Here is a 15,306-nt window from a genome sequence, read left to right as displayed (position 1 = left end):
GCCGGGTCACCTGTCGGGAGACGGTCGCAGCGCACGTCCTGGACGCGGCGGGGACCGGCGAAGGTGCGGGGAGCGACTTACAGAAGCACGGAGGCCCCGATGGTCGACCCGGCCCCGCCATACCTCTCGCCGAAGCAACTGGAGCACCTGGCGCAGCTGATCGACGCGTCCAGGCTGCGCGTCGCGGCGCTGTACCGGTCCCCGAAGCCGCCGCCGGTCCGGCGCCGATCGAGGCTGTACTCCGGTGACCGGCCGAACCCGTGGCGGTCCGCGCGCCTGCGCCGACGCCGTCAGAGGATCAGGACGGCGAGCGGTAGGACGACAAGATCAGGTTGAAGGGCGCCCGACTCCCCCAGGAGCGGGCGCCCTTCCGCGTACGGGCACGACACACCGCGCTGGGTCAGCGCCGCCAGCGCCGCGGTAGCAGATGTCGCCAGCTGAACCGTCGGCCCTTGGAACGGATGCGGGGGAGGGATGTCGTCGACGGCGGCTGGGTGGGGCGCGGCGGGACCGGTGGGTGCGTGGCGGCCGCCGTGGCCGTGTCGGCCAGCGGCTCCGTCGGCACCGGGGGTGCCAGCGGGGGCGGTACGTCATCCGTCGACGCTGCGTCGTCTGCCGGCACTTCGAGGAGGAGTAGGTCGGCCGCCGCGGTGACGGGGTGGTCCTCCTGGCTCTGGGCGTGCTCCCGGGCGAGGCGTCGGCGGTGGGCTTCGCGGCCGTGCTGGACATTCTCCAGAGCGGTCATCAGGCGGAAGGCAGGGGCCGGGCGGAATCCGGTGTGCTGTCCGAGGGCGAGCAGTTGCTGGGGGACCAGGCCCCACCAGGCGGCGCCGTCGGCAGGGTAAGGGTGGGAGATCTTCCAATCCTTCGACCAGGACGCCATCTCGCCGCTCCAGTCCTCGCCCTCGAGGACGGGGTAGGTGCCGGGGTGGCCGCCGTAGGGGATGAGGACGGTGTCCTTGGCGATCCAGCAGACCGCTGCGCCCGCCTGGATGATCTGCCGTTGGACGGGAGTGGGGCGCACCTTGTGGTGGGTGTCCGGCTTGCCGTGCGGGCGGACCTTGACAGTGCCGGCCGCGTCGTAGTGCAGGACGTCGTCGCGGTCGAAGAACCACCAGTGCGTTGCGCGCTCGCCGTGCTGGGTGCGCACGGTCTTCAGGCGGGTGTCGACGACGGGTGTGGTCAGCAGGCGGCGCGGCCGTTCGATGATGACCACGTCGTCGCCGCGGCGGACGATGAGGGCGGGGGGCAGTTCCCAGCGCTGCCCGGCGAGTTGGGGGTCGATCTGGAGGCAGATGGTCGCGCCGGGCAGGGCGCGCACCAGCTGGTCGCGCAGGTCGAGGATGACGGTGAGGTCGGCCTGGACGTCGGCCTGGTGGGGGGCCGGTGCGCCGCACCGGTCGCTGCCGGGGGCGCTGCCGTCGTGGCGGAACCGGGGTGTGAAGCCGGAGCCGGGGGTGGCCGGGCCGGTGAATATCAGCTTCGCTCCGCAGGAGCAGCAGCGGTAGCGTCCGCCGGCCTTGCCCCGGGGCAGTCGGTCGGCGGCGTCTCGTTCGCGGCTCAGGTCGATGACGCGGCCGCCGTCGCCGGTGTCGATCGCGAGTTCGCTCATGCGGGGCAGACTGCTGCGCGAGCGGCCGCAGCGTGATCGTTTTGTGGGGATCGTCAGCTGTCCGGTCCCTGCGGTGCGGGCCCCGGTGCGGCGGGGGTTGGACGGCGTGGTGCGGGCGGGGGCGACTGAGCGGGGCATGAAGAACGACTCCAGGGTTGGGGGACGGCACTGAAACGAGACTTGCCCAGCTGGAGTTGTCCGTCAGTTGTCCGGTCGTGTTTGCGCAGGTGGCGGCCGGACATGGCCGGACTGGCCCGGACATACGACTTCGGCCGGACAACCTCTAATCGCGCTCTGTCGCCAGGTTCTGACTGTCCGTACGCTGATCATCGGTGTACGGCAGGGGAGAGCCGGGTGGCGGGGAGAGGTCATGGCAGAGAAGAAGTCGGGCGGCCGGGGATACGGCGGGTTTCACAAGGACGCGACGCCCGAGAGCGTCGAGCTGGCGAAGTACCTGCGGGGCCTGGTGAAACGGGCGGGCAAGACGCAGCGGGACCTGGAGGAGCCGACCGGCTACGGAAGGACCACCATCTCCTCGTTCCTGAACGGCGAGGTCGTGCCTCCTCAGGCCTTCGTGAACAAACTGGTCACCTACGTCACCCCTCCCCGCCAGCAACCGGTCTGCATGGGGGAAGCCTTACGCCTGTTTGTTGCTGCCCAGCGGCCGAAGGCCACCCCAGAGCTTCCCTCCCCGCGGGCGACAGCGGACGCCGATCCATCAGGGACGGCTTTGGCCAGTGTCGCGGCCACCGCCCAGGACCAGGCCGCCAAAGCCCACGATCAACTCGCGCAGGCCCACGAGCGCAACCAGGAACTGATGGAAGAGCGGGGTCGTACCCAGCAGCTGGTGCTGAGCCTCAGCCGGTTCACCGCCGATTTGCGACAGCAGGTAACGACTCTCCAAGACCAGTACGACGAGGAGAACGAGGAGAACGAGGCACGTCTTGGCCAGCTCACCGAACAGTTAGATGCGGCGCAGCGGGAGCTGCGCCGGGCCCGTACCAGCCGGGACGAGACCGAGGTTCTCCTGACTCGACTGCGCAAGCGAAGTGACGAACTGGAGGAGCAACTCGCCCAGTCGCGCCGGTCCGTCGCCTCGGCCGAAGAGCCCGGGCTGCCGCCGATGCCGGAAGAGCTACAGGAGGCATTCTTCCGCGCCGACTTCGACAAGGCTTTGAGCGCCGCACAAGGGTTCCTTAACGACGGCCAGCAGCGGCGGGACGCGGTCAGCGATGAGTGGAGTTTGGTCAAGCCGGGTCGGTCAGCGGCCCAAAGCATCGATCGACTGCGGACCGCCTGCCATCTGCTGGGACGCGCCTTGGGGTGCCTGGCGATGATGTCCGCAGCAGCGCTGCACCTGGCGGCCACCAGGTCCGGAGCGGACGGCTGGACGATCATGATCGACCTGCTGATGCTGGTCGGCATCGGCTTCGTCAGTGATCCGTGGAGCCCGCTGGCTCAGCTATGGCCGGCGGTCCGCTCCGGCTTCCGCCGTGAGCCGATGCCCCGGCCCATTACGGTCAGCTCGCAGGCCATAGCTGTACGGGTGGGGCGGTGTCTGGTCGCCGGACTCGCCGCGACCGGCGCCGCGTTGAGCGTGGAATGCTCGGTGGAGTGGAGCGCTTGGTGGCTGTTTCCGCTGCTGCCGGCGACTGCCGCCTGCGCCATGTACGCGGTCTTCGGTCACGACCGGCGCGTTGTCCTCCTGGTGCAGGAGGCTCTTGGGGAACTGGGCGCGGACTTCAAGGCTCCGCCCAATACGCATCGCGCGCCGACGGCCGCACTGGGGATGACGTCACCGGTCGTCGTGAGCGATCCGGAATGGCTTGAGGCGCGGCGCCAGGAAGTCGGGGACTCACTGACGGGCGGCTGGAGCGAGAGCGTCATCTGGATCAAGCTGGTCGTCCTGCTCTCGGTCAGCCTGGTCGGCATCGCCGCAGTCGGGGTGTTGACCAGCACTGTGTCGCACACGGCTCGCACGTGGCATACGCCGGCTGGCTGGCACTGGAACGATGTCGTCGCGACGATTGACGACCCGGTCCACGCCTATCTGACCGAGCACTCCGCCGGGCTGCCCCTACCCGTCACCTCGCTACATCTGCTGTGGGTCGCCAGCGGCGCGGCGTTGCTGCTGATGAGCTTCCTGTTCGGCGGCTTCGGCGCGCGGACGACCTGGGTCGTGTGGGGTGCCATCACCGTCTTCATGGTGTGGTCGGGCACGCCGGGGTCCGCCCGTCAGGTAGCAGCCGGCCTCGCCACGGTCGCATGGGGGCTGGCGTCGGTCCTGGCGATGCGAGGCCTCAACCTGCGATCGATCGCGTCGCAAAGCGTGGTCGTCTCCAAGGACTCCTAACGTCCGCATGAGGGTGCGCCCCTTCCAGAGCGGACACGGCGGACCTCGCCAGGCGTCCGGCGTGCAGCCCGACGATGCAGCGGCCGGAGAGTGGAGTCCACCGTGGTGCGCATCGGGTGGAAGTGGACTCCACTCTGGTGAGCACTCGCCGGTGGGGAGTGGAACATCCCGGCATCCATTGCATCGCAGGCACCAGCATGACGATGCACGGCATTGTGCGCGCACCGATGATGCCGTGCACTCCCGCCGCCGCACCGGTGCGCATCATGGTGCGCCACACTCCCCGGCCGCCGCACTCCTGGTGCGCGCACGGAGGTGAGGGTGCGCGCCCCGGTGGCCTCTGGCGCGCGCACCACATCCTCGGTGCGCGCACCGAGCGCATCGCCTGCCTGGGCAGGTGCGCACCGCCCGGCCGTGGATGCGGTGCGCACCTGCCGGACCCGCCCTCGAACCCATTTCGTGTGACCTGCCACACGTGCGCGGGCCCCAGGTGCATATTCGGGACTTTGGCCGGACGGCGGACAAGGGGCTGTGTGATATAGGAACTCGGCTCGATCCGACTCCTCTTGGCGGCGGCATCGCGCGCCACTCCGCGCGCGCCGCGCGCCGCGATACGCGCCAGGTACGGACGGTGCGCGCACCATCCCCGCCGCCGCGCCGGCGGTGCGCACCGCCGCTCCGCACCGGGTGCGCACCACCGCACCGGCGATGGGCGACGCGCGCACCGCCGGTGCGCGCCACCGGCCGGGAGTGGACGACATCGTGCGGAGTGGACCCCACTCGGTGGGCGCCACCGCACCCGATGCCCGGGCAGTGGACTCCACTCGATGTACGACATCGGCCGGGACTGCACGACATCGCAGTGGGGGAGCGCGCAGTATCCGATGTCCATCGCCGGGGCCGGGCTGGTGCATCGTTCCTTGACCGGGTTCGCTACGTGCGACATCCCGCCCGAACGGGACAGCGCCCGAGGGAGGAGAAATCTCCCTCCCCGGGCGCTGCACCGGCTTCCGCTCCGCTCAGGTCGCGGCCTGCCCGTACCCGGCGCCGACGTTGCCGCGGATGTCGACGAGGAACTGGTGGACCTGGTCGACATCCTGCATGCACTCGATCAGGAACACTGCCGCGATGTAGGCGGCCTGTGCCCCGCCGCCCGCGTGGCACCAGCGCCTCAGGTACCGGCTCGTGACGGCCACCAGGTTCCCGAGGACGTGCCCGGCGTCGCAGTCGGTGTGCTCATCGGGCACGACGCTGATGTAGTCGGCCAGCAGCAGCGCGCCGAACTCACCCATCAGCAGCGCCAGCTCGAGGCCGTCGGCGTGGAACTCAGCCAGCGCGGCCTGGTCCTGCTCGCTGCCCTGGGGCCGCCAGACCAGCTCTATGTAGTCGGTGGCCCGCGCGATCTGCTCCGGGGCGAGCTCGGGCAGCTTCGACGTCGTCGTCTCCATGACGCTTCCTCACTGTTCGCACACCGGGCGCCTGTTGCGCCCGGCCGGTCGCCCTACGGTGCAGGCACTTGCCTGTGGATAGATTCCAGAGCTGGGCGGGGCGGTGCTCGTGACGTCGATCACGGACAAACCCGTTGGTCTATCGGGTCAACCAGGTGAAAGCGGACGCCGACCGGCGGTGATCGTCAGGTCGCGGACAAGGGGTGGCTTCGCACGGTGGCCCCGGCCCGCACCACTTCGCGTGCGGGCCGGACCTGTCACCGATCCGGCCACGTACGGCCGGAGAACTCCGAGGACGCGATGACCACCGCACCCGCCCCGCACACTCCGCCGGCCCCGGCGGACACCGCTGCGACGGCGAGCCCCGCTCCGAGCCCTGTGGCGAGCCCCGCTCCCAGCCCCGCAGCCCCGAGCCGCCGTCTGACCGTTGTCGCTGATCAGACGCCCGATTCACCCGCCCCGGCCGGTTGCAACTCCTCTTCTCCTACTACTGATGTACCTGGAGAAGCGTCCCGGGCCCGCAAGGCGGCGGCGAAGGCCGGAGCGGAGATCCGCGGCGAGGTCCTGCTCACCCTCGCTCAGCTGCGCCTGGCCACACCCCGCCAGCTCAAGGCGCTGCTGCTGGCCCACCAGCAGGACACCGACCACGTCCGTCGCGCGCTGCGCAACCTGCTCGCCGAATCCCCCGCTCTGGTCGGCCGGACCCACCGCGCCCAGCAGAGCTACTGGTACTGCACCCCGGCGGGCCTCGCCGAAGCCGCCGCCTCCGGTGAACTCGCGCCGACGGCCGGCCGGACCACCGGGAAGCGCATCGCCGCCAGCAAGACGGGCCTGCGGGAACACGGCCTCGCGCTGGTCGACACCGTCGTCGCCTTCCACCAGGCGGAGGTGGCCGACCACGCCGACTGGCAGGTGGAAGTCGCCCACCCCACCCCGGCCGGGAACCTGGTGCCCGACGGCGTGGTGCTCCTGGCAGGCGGCTCCAGCGCGTTCGTGGAGATCGACCGCACCATGTCCTACGCCCGCCTTCTCGCCAAGCTGGAGCGCTACGACGCCTACCGCAACGCGCCGCCGTCCGGACGCGGCAACGCCGCCCGGGCCCCGCGCAGCCACTGGCAGGAGACCTACGCCGGGCCGTCCCTGGACCGGCCGTTCCCGCCGGTGCTGTTCGTCTTCGCCCCGGCCCCGCGCCGTGCGGCCCCGGCAACGAGGGAGGCCGTCTTCCATGAGCGCGCCCGCCACGTCTCGGGCGTGAATTACCGGCTCACCGTGGCGACCACGACCCTGGCGCAGCTGACCGGGCAGGGGCCCGACCAGCCGGTGTGGCGGGTCGTCGGCCACGGCGAGGACCGCCTCGCCCTGGCCATGCTGCCGAAGGCACGGTGAGCGCCGCGGGCCCGGCCTCCACCCGGTGCTGGTGGCGAATTGCCTGCCTGCTGGGCGCGTTACGGCTCCCGTAGACCGGAGCCGTAACGCGACGAAGTTCATCCCCATGGGTGAGCCCCAGGTAGGAGGGCGGATTTCGCCGCGGCGGGAGGAAAAGGTGCAAGTGCCGAAGCCTGCTCGGTTGGGCTGCGGTCGGGGCGTCCAGATCGCACCGTGGCACCGAACGAGGGACGGCACTGATGGCAACAGGCGTTGTGAAGTGGTTCAACCTCGACAAGGGGTATGGCTTCATCAGCCAGGATGATGGCGGCGCAGACCTGTACGTGGAATCCGCAGCCATCCAGACCAATGGCTACAAAAGCCTGGAAGAGAACCAGCGGGTGGAGTTCGAGGTCACCCAGGGCTCGAAGGGTCCACAAGCGGAAATGGTTCGCCCCCTGTAACCCCTCGTTCTGTCTGTGCTCTGCTCCATCCGCGGGCCGATGGGGCAGGGCGCAGCCCCGGATTCGTCAACAGCATCCCGCTCAGGCCGGGCGCGCCGCCCGTACCTCCTTGTCGGTGGCGGCTGGAAGGCTGGCCGGATGAACGGAGACGAGCAGCTGCTGCGGGGCCGGCCCGGCCCGCTGCCGTGGCAGACGTACGCCGCACTGGTGGGCGGGCCGCTGGACGGTCTGCTGCTGGACATCCACGGCTGGCGGACCGAGGAAGTCGACGACGGCGTGGCCCTGTCTACCGAGCTGACGCGGTGGCCCGGTGGCCGCGCCCTGTACGACCCGCGCCCCGGCGAGCCGCGCGCACTGGGCCCGGGCGTGAGCTGCCGCCTGTACTACTCCGGCGACGCCCCCTGACCGCAGCCCCGACCATCAGGCCGACCACGGCAGGTCAGCGCGCTGGTGCCCTGACGTCGGTGATGGCGGGCAGCTGCTGCTCGGGTGCCTGGTGCCGGTGGTGCTTTTAGGCTGGGAGGGCACGGTGACCGCCCGCCGCCTGTCCGCCGCCGCTCTCGCGGCCGCCGCGATCGTCGGGGCGGTCTGCTGTCGTAGTCGACGCCCAGGTCGTTGAGGCGGGCGTGTGCGTCGACGGCTGCCTCGCAGGGACCAACCAAGCCGGCAGGGACCGCCCTTGTGGCAGGGCCAACGTCAACTCGGGAGTGGTGTCGTTCACCCCTGCGGATGACGGGATGGGTGGTGGGAGAGCCGTATTTCCGCCGTTGTGGAGCGCGATGACGGGTGAACGCCTGTATGGAGAAGGGTTTCTGCGTGCGGGGGGCCCTTGGTGCAGGACCGGAAAGTCGGATTAAACCCGTAAGGAGGGATTGGCCTGCCGGTCCCTGGGCTGCCTACCGCGACTGCGGGTGGTGCCGCTCTCATAGGTCCGTGCTGGCGGCATCAGCACCCGGCACGGTCAGTGTGTATCCCGGCGCGGCAAAGGAATGGCATGACGACTCCAGCGAATTACCGGAAGGGCTCGACGTGGCTCCAGACCGTCCCGGTCGACTTCAACCACCCCCTCTCCGGCGCCGATCGCGCCGATGAGCGGATCTCCGAGGTCGAGGAACTCAAGATCCTCCACCCCGGGGTGTGGGAGATTTCCTACCACGCCCGCTCGTACACCGGCGGAGCGGGTGAGCTCGTGCGCACCGCGCTGTTCAAGAACGGTCAGCTCATCCCCGGCACGGAAGCCCTCACCGGCGGGAACGCGGTCATGCAGACCACCGCGGGGCAGACGATCCTGGAGAAGTTCGACGTCAACGACGTCATCACGCTCCACGCGTACCGCATTGGTGGGGGCAACACCGCCGTCCTCAGCAACGGCGACGGACGTACGGGAGTCATGGCGCACTGGGTGAGCCCCGGGTTCTAGGCCATTCATTTCGGGCGGCAAAGCCGGACAAGGGCGGCAGGAACAAAGAGGGGGGCGGGGGATGGCGCCCGTCATCGAACTTCGGTGCGGGATCCCGACCTCCCGGCCTGGACGGAAGCAGGGGCCGCGTCCCGCAGCGGGGGCGCTGAGGGGCTTTCCGGTAAGGACCGTCCGGGTTCGAGACAGACATCGGCGGACAAGGGGAATTCCAGATGGCGAACGAGCTCAAGTACGGTGATCTGATCCACCTGCAGAACGGCTACGGCGGCTGGCAGGGCGGCTATCTCGACACCAACAGCGGCAACCCCGCACAGGGCTCCAAGTACGGCGTCTCGACCACCAACACACCGGCCCGCGCGCAGGGCACCGGCACCTGGGAGATTTTGTCCGCCTCCGGCAAGGCCGCGGGCCAGCCTGTCACCAGCGGCGATCTGATCTACCTGCGCAACCTCTACGGCGGGGACGGCGGCTACCTCGACACCAACAGCGGCCCCACCACCACCCAGGCGAACGACGGCGCCAAGTACGACGTCTCCACCTCCCCGGCCAGGGACCGCGCACCGGGAACCGGACGCTGGCGGATCTTCGCCCAGACCTCCGCCCCCGCCGACCAGAAGGTCCGATTCGGCGACACGGTCCTCCTCTGGAACACCTGGGACGACAACGGCGGTTTCCTGGAGACCAACGGCGGCAGCTCCGACACCGGCGCCAAGTACGACGTGTGCACCAACGCCTACTTCAACCGCAGCTCCAACGTCGCCGACTGGAAGATCCACCAGGCCCAAGGCTGATCACACCAGCGTGCGGGCTCCGGCGGTCACAGACTGCCGGGGCCCGGCGTATTCCCGGCTCGCCCGGCTCCCGGGCTCACGCCGGGAGCCGGGCGAGCCCCCCACCGGAGATGCGGTGGCGAACTGCCTGCCTGCTGGCCGCGTCACGCCTCACCGCACAGGGGAACCGGCCCGCGCCGCCAGAGCACGACTCAAGCCTGTCCGCTGTGCCGTTGGTGACGTTCGCGGCACCTTGGCTCCCGCCACCTAAACCGGATATCACCGCATCGGATGGACGCCAGTCCAACCCGGGCGTGTCCTGCCCGGCGACTGCGAATCTCCGGGAGCCGGGAAGGCGCGGGTCACCCACAGGGGACGCGAGCCGACCCGGCGAGCCATGTCGTGCTGTGTGAGCAGGGGAGAGTTCTATGGCACCTTCCACCACCCCCGGTCTGGTCTGGTCATCGCAGGCGGTCGCCCTCGGCGGCGGCGTCAGCTTAGATCCAGCCGTCGCCCCGAACGCCGACGACCGCCTGTCGGTGTTCGTACGGGGCCTGGGCCCTGACCTCTACGTCAAATCGCAGAAGCGGGACTGGAGCTGGGAGGCGAACTGGACACTGGTCGCCGGCACCCAGGGCACCGTCGCGGGCACCCCCGTCGCCCTGCGCGGCCCTGACGGTATCGTCAACGTCTTCTGGCGCGGCCCGGACGACCGCATCTGGGCGTTGCGCCAGAGCGTCATCAACAGCACCTACGACGTGGTCACGCCGATCGCCTCCGGAGCCGCGAGCGACCCGGCCGCGGTCCTGAACGCGGACGGCCGCATCTCCGTCTTCTACAACGGCACCGACCGCGCCCTGTGGCACGTCGACCAGCACGATGTCGACTACGCGACCTGGGACCCGCCCCAGAGCCTGGCCGGGGACACCGGCACGAACAACCATCTGGCACCCGCCGCCGCCCGCAGCGGCGATGGACGCATCCAGGCCTTCGTCCACGGCCACCAGGACGAGATCTGGGGGATCAGCCAGCAGGACCCCGACAGCACCAGCACCTGGACCAGCTACTTCCCCGCCTCCGCCCAAAACGCCGGAGTCGTCGGCAGTCCCACCGCTGCCACCGACGCCGACCAGCGCATCCGCGTCTTCTGGCGGGCCGGCACCACCGGCTACCACGCCGTCCAGCCCGCCGGCTACGGCACCACCTACGGCACGCCCGGCACCACCCAGGGGACCATCGTGGAGACACCGGTGGCCATCCTCGCCATGGACGGCCGCCTGGAAGTATTCGTCGTCGCCAACGACCGCAGCCTCTACATCTGCGAGCAGAGGCAGCCCAACAGCAACGCCTTCGCCGACGCCGAGCGGCTGGGCGGCAACCTCCCCGGACCCGGGGTGCCCGTTCCGGCGAAGTACCACGACAACCGCATCGTGGTCCTCCACCGTGGCTCCGGCGGCCCCAGCATCTGGGGCTTCGAGCAGATCTTCATCTAGCACTGTCTACGGGGCCGGGTCTGGCGGCTCGGCCCCGTACCGCAGCACCACGATGGTGTCGGTGCCCATCAACAAACCCACCCCGGCCGCCGCTTCACCTCATAAGGCCCGGCGTTGCGGTGGAGATTGCGTCAAGTGTTGCGCTGGGGGTTGCGGTAGGTGTTGCGCCGGCCTCCACAACGTCCCGGAGTCCGCCCAGGTCACCACGAACATTCGGCGTGGTCGGGCCGCTGACATCCCCGTGGCGGCCCCCTTCGACCATGCCCTGGGCTGGAGTTGAGGATGAGGGAGGGCAGGATGGGCGGCGCGGACGCAGCCGGGGATCGGCGCGCGCTCACCCGTTGCGCGTCGGCGGGGCCTCCGCGCCCGGCCGCCGTCAGCGCGGCGGCAGTGTCAGGCGGGGGACGTCGACGGAGGAGAGGTCGGGGCGCGCACGGTGCCAGCGTGCGGGATGCCGCCACCGGCCCGCAGCGTCGCGGGCGACGTCGACGCCGACTTCCACCACCAGCTCGGGTTCCACCAGCGTGACGTTCAGTGTCTCGCGGCTGCCCCACCCGGCGGAGAACGACCAGCCCGTCCACGGATGACCGTGCTGCGCCGGAGCAAGCTGGCCGGCGACCGTAGCGCTGGCCGTCCGGGTGAGCGTGGTGGTGCGGCCGGTGTACTGCAGGCGCCCGTTGTCGTCGTACCTGCCGAGCAGCAGACCGCGGGGAGCGGTCAGGGAGCCGGTGACAGCACCGACGATCGCCTCCGTGGTCTCGCGCACCTTGTATTTCTGCCAGTCTCTGCCGGAAGGCCGGTAGGGATCGCCCAGCCGCTTGAAGAGCACGCCCTCGATGCCGACCGAGGTCCACGTCAGCCACTCGCGCACGGTGTCCGGGTCGGTGGTCGACGGACACAACACCCACGGCGCGATGAGAGCGCGGGCGGCGAACACGGACTCGAGGGCGGCTCTGCGCCGCCGGTAGGGCCATCCGGTCGTGTCCGTCCCGGACAGCCGCAAGACATCGAACGCGACGAAGTGGGCCGGCCACTCCTGTGCCGCCCGGGCCGCCCCGGCTCCGCGCCGGGCAAGCCTGTTCTGCAGCCGCTCGAACGCGAGGCGGCCCGCGGCATCCCATACGACCAGCTCGCCGTCGAACGCGGTCGCATCCGGTAGCTGCACGGCCCCGGCCACGATCTCCGGAAACGATGCCGCCATCTCCGTGCCTCGCCTCGAGCGCAGCACCACCCGGCCCGCGTCGATGGACAACAGAGCCCTGAACCCATCCCACTTGGGCTCTGCCGCCCACCCGGGCAGCAGAACCGGCTCGGACACAGGGGCGGCGAGCATCGGTTCTGGCAGCGTCCACGTCACAGCCCATGCCTTCCATCCGGTCTGTCCGTCCGCAAACCGAGCGGCGCGTGCACACCGACCACCGGCCCGACCATGAGCCCGACCACGGCTGGTCAGCGGACCGCGGCCGCCCGCCCGCAGCGCTACGAGCCGGGTTCCTGGCGCAGGTCCAGGAAGCAGCGCAGCCGTACACCGGGCTCGCCTGGCTCCCGGGTCGTGCGGTCCGCCGCTGCGATCGCGCACCGCGCGGCGAGCAGCTCCTGGACCGCAAGCGCGGTTTCGTCATCGGCGGCCGCGACCTCCACGACAGCCAGGCCCGGCTCTGCCACGTGCGCGTCCATGATCTCCCTCATGCCTGGCACTACGTGCCGCAGCCCGCAGAAGTTCTCCGCCCCTGGCGTCTTCACCCGACTGAGTAGGTCCCGGCCGACACGGTGACCAGCCCGCCCGCCGGGCGCCTCGCCTTGCAGGGCCCCGGGTTGCGCTGGGTGTTGCGGTAGAGGTTGCGCGGGCCGTCACCGTGTCATGGAGTCCGCCCAGGTCACCACAGGCGTACGGCGTGGTCGGGCTGCTGACATCCCCGTTGCGGCCGCTTTGCCCATGTCCCTGCTGGAGTTGGGAGTGGGAGGGCGGGATGGGCGGCGCGGGCGCTGCCGGGGATCGAGGCGCGCTCCCCGGTGTTGCGCGCCGGGCGGGCCGCCGCGCGGGGGCCGCCGACGGTGTGGCGGCGGCCGGGGAACGGTCGGGGGCTAGCTGGAGGCGTCGGCCATCTGCTCATGGTGGTGCTTGAGCGCGGTACGGGCCGCGAGGACGTCGGCCGCGGTGAACTCGCTCCAGTACGCGTGCGTGACGATCGTTCCAGCGAGTTCGAGCTCCCGCTTCCGCAGCCGGGCGATCTCCATCGCGTCCTGGGGATCCCAGCCGGGGGAGGCGGGACGGGAGGCCTGGCGCCAGGCGTTGTCGTGCGTCTCCCAGGCGTCCAGAGGTTCGGCCGACCACGGCACCCGCTGATAGAGGGTCCGCAGTTCAGCGCGGACCTGACGGAGTTCGTCCTGAGCGTCGGTCAGGTCCTGGGGGAAGTCGTACGAGGCTGCCACGGGGCAAAGGTACTGCTGTTCGAACCGTGCTCCGGTCTGCCGCGCGGCAACATCTCCTGCGCCAACCCTTGCGTCTTCTCCTGCGGCATCTCTTGCGACTTCTCTTGCACGAGCTCCGCCGACGCCGCCGCGTCCGTGCAGGTCACCTCCACCGTACGGGCGTGGTCGGGCCTCTGACATCCCCTCTACGCCCCCGGACCACGCCCCACAGCAGGAAGAACAAGGAAGGTGGGTGGTGGGTGAGGTCCCGGGCGGCGGGCGAGGGGATCGGGCGCGTCCGCTGGTGTTGCGCGCCGGGCGGGGCCGCCGCGCCGGGGCCGCCGACGGTGCGGCGGCCGGGGGCAGGAGTCGTCGGGGGCGGAGTCGGTGATGTGGTCGAAGCCACGGAGCAGAGGCGTCAGCTCCTGCGCGGCTCCGCACAGGGTGCACAGCCGGGTGCCCGGGTGCTCTGCCGCGTCCAGGGCACGGTCCACATCGAGCAGCGGCGCGCCCGCCGGTGCTTCTTCGCAGTCCGGGGCGTGCAGGACGGACCGGGCCGGGCCGCGGCCGTCACGCAGCTTCGCAAGCACCCATCCCGAAGGCCGGCGCTCCCCGAGGGCCTCACGGACCACCGACTGCGGTGACCGCTCCTGCTTCTCGGTGACGACCTGGTCGTAGTCGACGCCGTCGACCGGCCGTACGTGGTCGGGGGCGCGCACCCACACCCGGTACTCCGCCGCCTCCACACCGCCGTCCTCGCGATCTCGGTACGACGGCATGCCCACCAGGTACACCCAGCCCGTTTCCGTCTGCCGACGCTTCCACAGCCGTGCGACGACTTCCTGCTCGGGAGTGCCCAGCACAGGATCAGCGGGCAATACGACGCGGATCGGCACCGGCTTGGGCCTGGCAGCATCGTCGGAAGGCGTTGTCACAGGCCCCACGGTAAGCAGCGGTCCAAACGGCCACGAAGCCGACGGCCTCGCTTGGGCCTGGCAGGTGCGAGCGGGCCAGCCTCCAGATCAGACCAGGTCCGTTCCCGCTATGCGGTTGCGAGTGCCGAGGGGCCGCTCCCGATCGCTTTGGCGACGTCCTCGGGAAGCTCTTGCACGGCAGGCCGATCTTCTTCACGATGCGCCGTAGGGTCTGTGCCCTGGTCGTGCAGGGGCCGGAGGCAGTTCGCCGTCAGCATCGCGGGCGTTGATGTCAGTGCCGTGGTCTACGGTCCTCGTGTCCCGGCACGGGACTGTTGTGCTCTCGCCTGGCCTTAGGGCTGGCCAGGCGAGAGCGGCATGGCCCGCTTCCCCCCTTGACGGGTTGGCACGGGGGCGGGCCCTTCCGGATGGAAGGCCGACACCAACGGCGTCTGTTCTATTGACGTCTCTTCGACGTGCAATTGCAAGGAAATCCGGGAACTTCCACCCGTCCGCGCGCCTGCTTGCGTTTCTGACCGACGTAGTTCTGAAGCGAGGCGTTCGGATGGTGCCGGTGATCGCCATTGTTCCGTGATTCCTTGATCACGTGGCGTCACAACTGCCGTTCTGGCCATGCTGGTTCACCTCCCCGGGCACGGCGGCTTGGCACCCGCCCGCCCGGGGTGCGCGGCGGCCCCTTCCGGATGGGCCGCCGGATCCCTGAGGCCGACCCTCCGACAGCAGAGGAACCTGGATGAAGTCCCGTCAGATAGTCGTCACCGCGGTCACGGCAACGGTGTTCGCCTGGAGCATCGTGCTGGTCGCCGCCGGCCAGACGGCCGCAGTGGCCGCGCTCGCCCCGGCCCTTGCCCTGACCGTGCAGCAGATCGTGCACGCCTCCCGTTCCCACACCGCGCCCGGCACCGGCAACCGCGTGGACGCGGCCACGGACAAGGAGGACGACGCCCCGTGATCACTCCTGCCGAGCCGCCGGTACCACCCGACAGACCGTTCATCGTCCGGCCCGGCCGCAAGCTCGGACCGATCGCCTCGTT

The 15,306-nt window shown here is 70.4% G+C and carries 13 protein-coding genes and 1 pseudogene; 8 read left to right on the top strand and 6 right to left on the bottom strand.

The window, feature by feature from the left end:
• Positions 1 to 400 precede the first annotated feature (400 nt).
• Positions 401 to 1,612 carry a hypothetical protein gene (locus tag H4687_RS45285; RefSeq protein WP_046915010.1) on the bottom strand — a complete coding sequence of 404 codons (1,212 nt, stop codon included), beginning with the start codon at positions 1,610 to 1,612 and terminating at the stop codon, positions 401 to 403.
• A gap of 370 nt (positions 1,613 to 1,982) precedes the next feature.
• Between H4687_RS45285 and H4687_RS45280 the strand changes: the two genes are divergently transcribed.
• On the top strand, positions 1,983 to 3,965 hold the full coding sequence (locus tag H4687_RS45280) for a helix-turn-helix domain-containing protein (protein WP_050399371.1): 1,983 nt from the start codon (positions 1,983 to 1,985) through the stop codon (positions 3,963 to 3,965).
• A 1,019-nt stretch (positions 3,966 to 4,984) separates the two neighbouring features.
• Here H4687_RS45280 and H4687_RS45275 read toward each other — a convergent pair.
• Positions 4,985 to 5,413, bottom strand: a complete 429-nt coding sequence (locus H4687_RS45275) for a hypothetical protein (RefSeq protein ID WP_046916111.1) — start codon at positions 5,411 to 5,413, stop codon at positions 4,985 to 4,987.
• 300 nt (positions 5,414 to 5,713) lie between these two features.
• Here H4687_RS45275 and H4687_RS45270 point away from each other — a divergent pair, with 300 nt between their 5' ends.
• The 6 genes from H4687_RS45270 to H4687_RS45245 all read left to right on the top strand — a co-directional run bounded on the left by H4687_RS45270 (position 5,714) and on the right by H4687_RS45245 (position 10,925).
• Positions 5,714 to 6,799: a replication-relaxation family protein gene (locus H4687_RS45270; RefSeq protein ID WP_046916110.1), complete on the top strand. Its 1,086-nt coding sequence runs from the start codon at positions 5,714 to 5,716 to the stop codon at positions 6,797 to 6,799.
• A 239-nt stretch (positions 6,800 to 7,038) separates the two neighbouring features.
• On the top strand, positions 7,039 to 7,242 hold the full coding sequence (locus tag H4687_RS45265) for a cold-shock protein (RefSeq protein WP_046916109.1): 204 nt from the start codon (positions 7,039 to 7,041) through the stop codon (positions 7,240 to 7,242).
• Positions 7,243 to 7,380: 138 nt separating this feature from the next.
• Positions 7,381 to 7,647: a hypothetical protein gene (locus H4687_RS45260; protein ID WP_046916108.1), complete on the top strand. Its 267-nt coding sequence runs from the start codon at positions 7,381 to 7,383 to the stop codon at positions 7,645 to 7,647.
• A 589-nt stretch (positions 7,648 to 8,236) separates the two neighbouring features.
• Positions 8,237 to 8,662 (top strand): hypothetical protein, encoded by a 426-nt coding sequence (locus H4687_RS45255; protein ID WP_046916107.1) that lies wholly within the window; start codon positions 8,237 to 8,239, stop codon positions 8,660 to 8,662.
• Positions 8,663 to 8,874: 212 nt separating this feature from the next.
• Positions 8,875 to 9,453, top strand: coding sequence for a hypothetical protein (locus tag H4687_RS45250; protein WP_046916106.1), 579 nt, complete (start codon positions 8,875 to 8,877; stop codon positions 9,451 to 9,453).
• A gap of 407 nt (positions 9,454 to 9,860) precedes the next feature.
• Positions 9,861 to 10,925 carry a hypothetical protein gene (locus H4687_RS45245; protein ID WP_046916105.1) on the top strand — a complete coding sequence of 355 codons (1,065 nt, stop codon included), beginning with the start codon at positions 9,861 to 9,863 and terminating at the stop codon, positions 10,923 to 10,925.
• A 376-nt stretch (positions 10,926 to 11,301) separates the two neighbouring features.
• On the opposite strand, the gene H4687_RS45240 is transcribed toward H4687_RS45245, so the two are convergent.
• The 4 genes and pseudogenes from H4687_RS45240 to H4687_RS45225 all read right to left on the bottom strand — a co-directional run.
• Complete coding sequence (locus tag H4687_RS45240) at positions 11,302 to 12,258, bottom strand: ATP-dependent DNA ligase (protein ID WP_046916104.1); 957 nt, start codon at positions 12,256 to 12,258, stop codon at positions 11,302 to 11,304.
• A gap of 146 nt (positions 12,259 to 12,404) precedes the next feature.
• Complete coding sequence (locus tag H4687_RS45235) at positions 12,405 to 12,614, bottom strand: DUF6207 family protein (protein WP_046916103.1); 210 nt, start codon at positions 12,612 to 12,614, stop codon at positions 12,405 to 12,407.
• 396 nt (positions 12,615 to 13,010) lie between these two features.
• Positions 13,011 to 13,358, bottom strand: coding sequence for a hypothetical protein (locus tag H4687_RS45230; RefSeq protein ID WP_046916102.1), 348 nt, complete (start codon positions 13,356 to 13,358; stop codon positions 13,011 to 13,013).
• Between the two features lie 359 nt (positions 13,359 to 13,717).
• Positions 13,718 to 14,233, bottom strand: a pseudogene (locus tag H4687_RS45225) (DUF6233 domain-containing protein); the annotation flags it as partial.
• Between the two features lie 772 nt (positions 14,234 to 15,005).
• On the opposite strand from H4687_RS45225, the gene H4687_RS45220 reads away from it, so the two are divergent.
• The gene (locus tag H4687_RS45220) at positions 15,006 to 15,224 is read left to right on the top strand and encodes a hypothetical protein (protein WP_046916101.1); all 219 of its coding nucleotides are present in this window, start codon (positions 15,006 to 15,008) and stop codon (positions 15,222 to 15,224) included.
• Positions 15,225 to 15,306: the final 82 nt, after the last annotated feature.

It is taken from the genome of Streptomyces stelliscabiei (assembly GCF_014873495.1).
Classification (GTDB): Bacteria; Actinomycetota; Actinomycetes; order Streptomycetales; family Streptomycetaceae; genus Streptomyces; species Streptomyces bottropensis.
Note: the sequence above shows the minus strand (reverse complement) of the source record. Positions and strands in the feature narration are given on the sequence as shown.

Bases quoted from the DNA above. Each gene is read 5' to 3' on its own strand.
- H4687_RS45275 (WP_046916111.1), bottom strand. From the start codon at position 5,413: ATGGAGACGACGACGTCGAAGCTGCCCGAGCTCGCCCCGGAGCAGATC.
- H4687_RS45280 (WP_050399371.1), top strand. From the start codon at position 1,983: ATGGCAGAGAAGAAGTCGGGCGGCCGGGGATACGGCGGGTTTCACAAG.
- H4687_RS45245 (WP_046916105.1), top strand. From the start codon at position 9,861: ATGGCACCTTCCACCACCCCCGGTCTGGTCTGGTCATCGCAGGCGGTC.
- H4687_RS45220 (WP_046916101.1), top strand. From the start codon at position 15,006: ATGAAGTCCCGTCAGATAGTCGTCACCGCGGTCACGGCAACGGTGTTC.
- H4687_RS45235 (WP_046916103.1), bottom strand. From the start codon at position 12,614: ATGAGGGAGATCATGGACGCGCACGTGGCAGAGCCGGGCCTGGCTGTC.
- H4687_RS45270 (WP_046916110.1), top strand. From the start codon at position 5,714: ATGACCACCGCACCCGCCCCGCACACTCCGCCGGCCCCGGCGGACACC.
- H4687_RS45285 (WP_046915010.1), bottom strand. From the start codon at position 1,612: ATGAGCGAACTCGCGATCGACACCGGCGACGGCGGCCGCGTCATCGAC.
- H4687_RS45250 (WP_046916106.1), top strand. From the start codon at position 8,875: ATGGCGAACGAGCTCAAGTACGGTGATCTGATCCACCTGCAGAACGGC.
- H4687_RS45240 (WP_046916104.1), bottom strand. From the start codon at position 12,258: ATGCTCGCCGCCCCTGTGTCCGAGCCGGTTCTGCTGCCCGGGTGGGCG.
- H4687_RS45255 (WP_046916107.1), top strand. From the start codon at position 8,237: ATGACGACTCCAGCGAATTACCGGAAGGGCTCGACGTGGCTCCAGACC.
- H4687_RS45260 (WP_046916108.1), top strand. From the start codon at position 7,381: ATGAACGGAGACGAGCAGCTGCTGCGGGGCCGGCCCGGCCCGCTGCCG.
- H4687_RS45265 (WP_046916109.1), top strand. From the start codon at position 7,039: ATGGCAACAGGCGTTGTGAAGTGGTTCAACCTCGACAAGGGGTATGGC.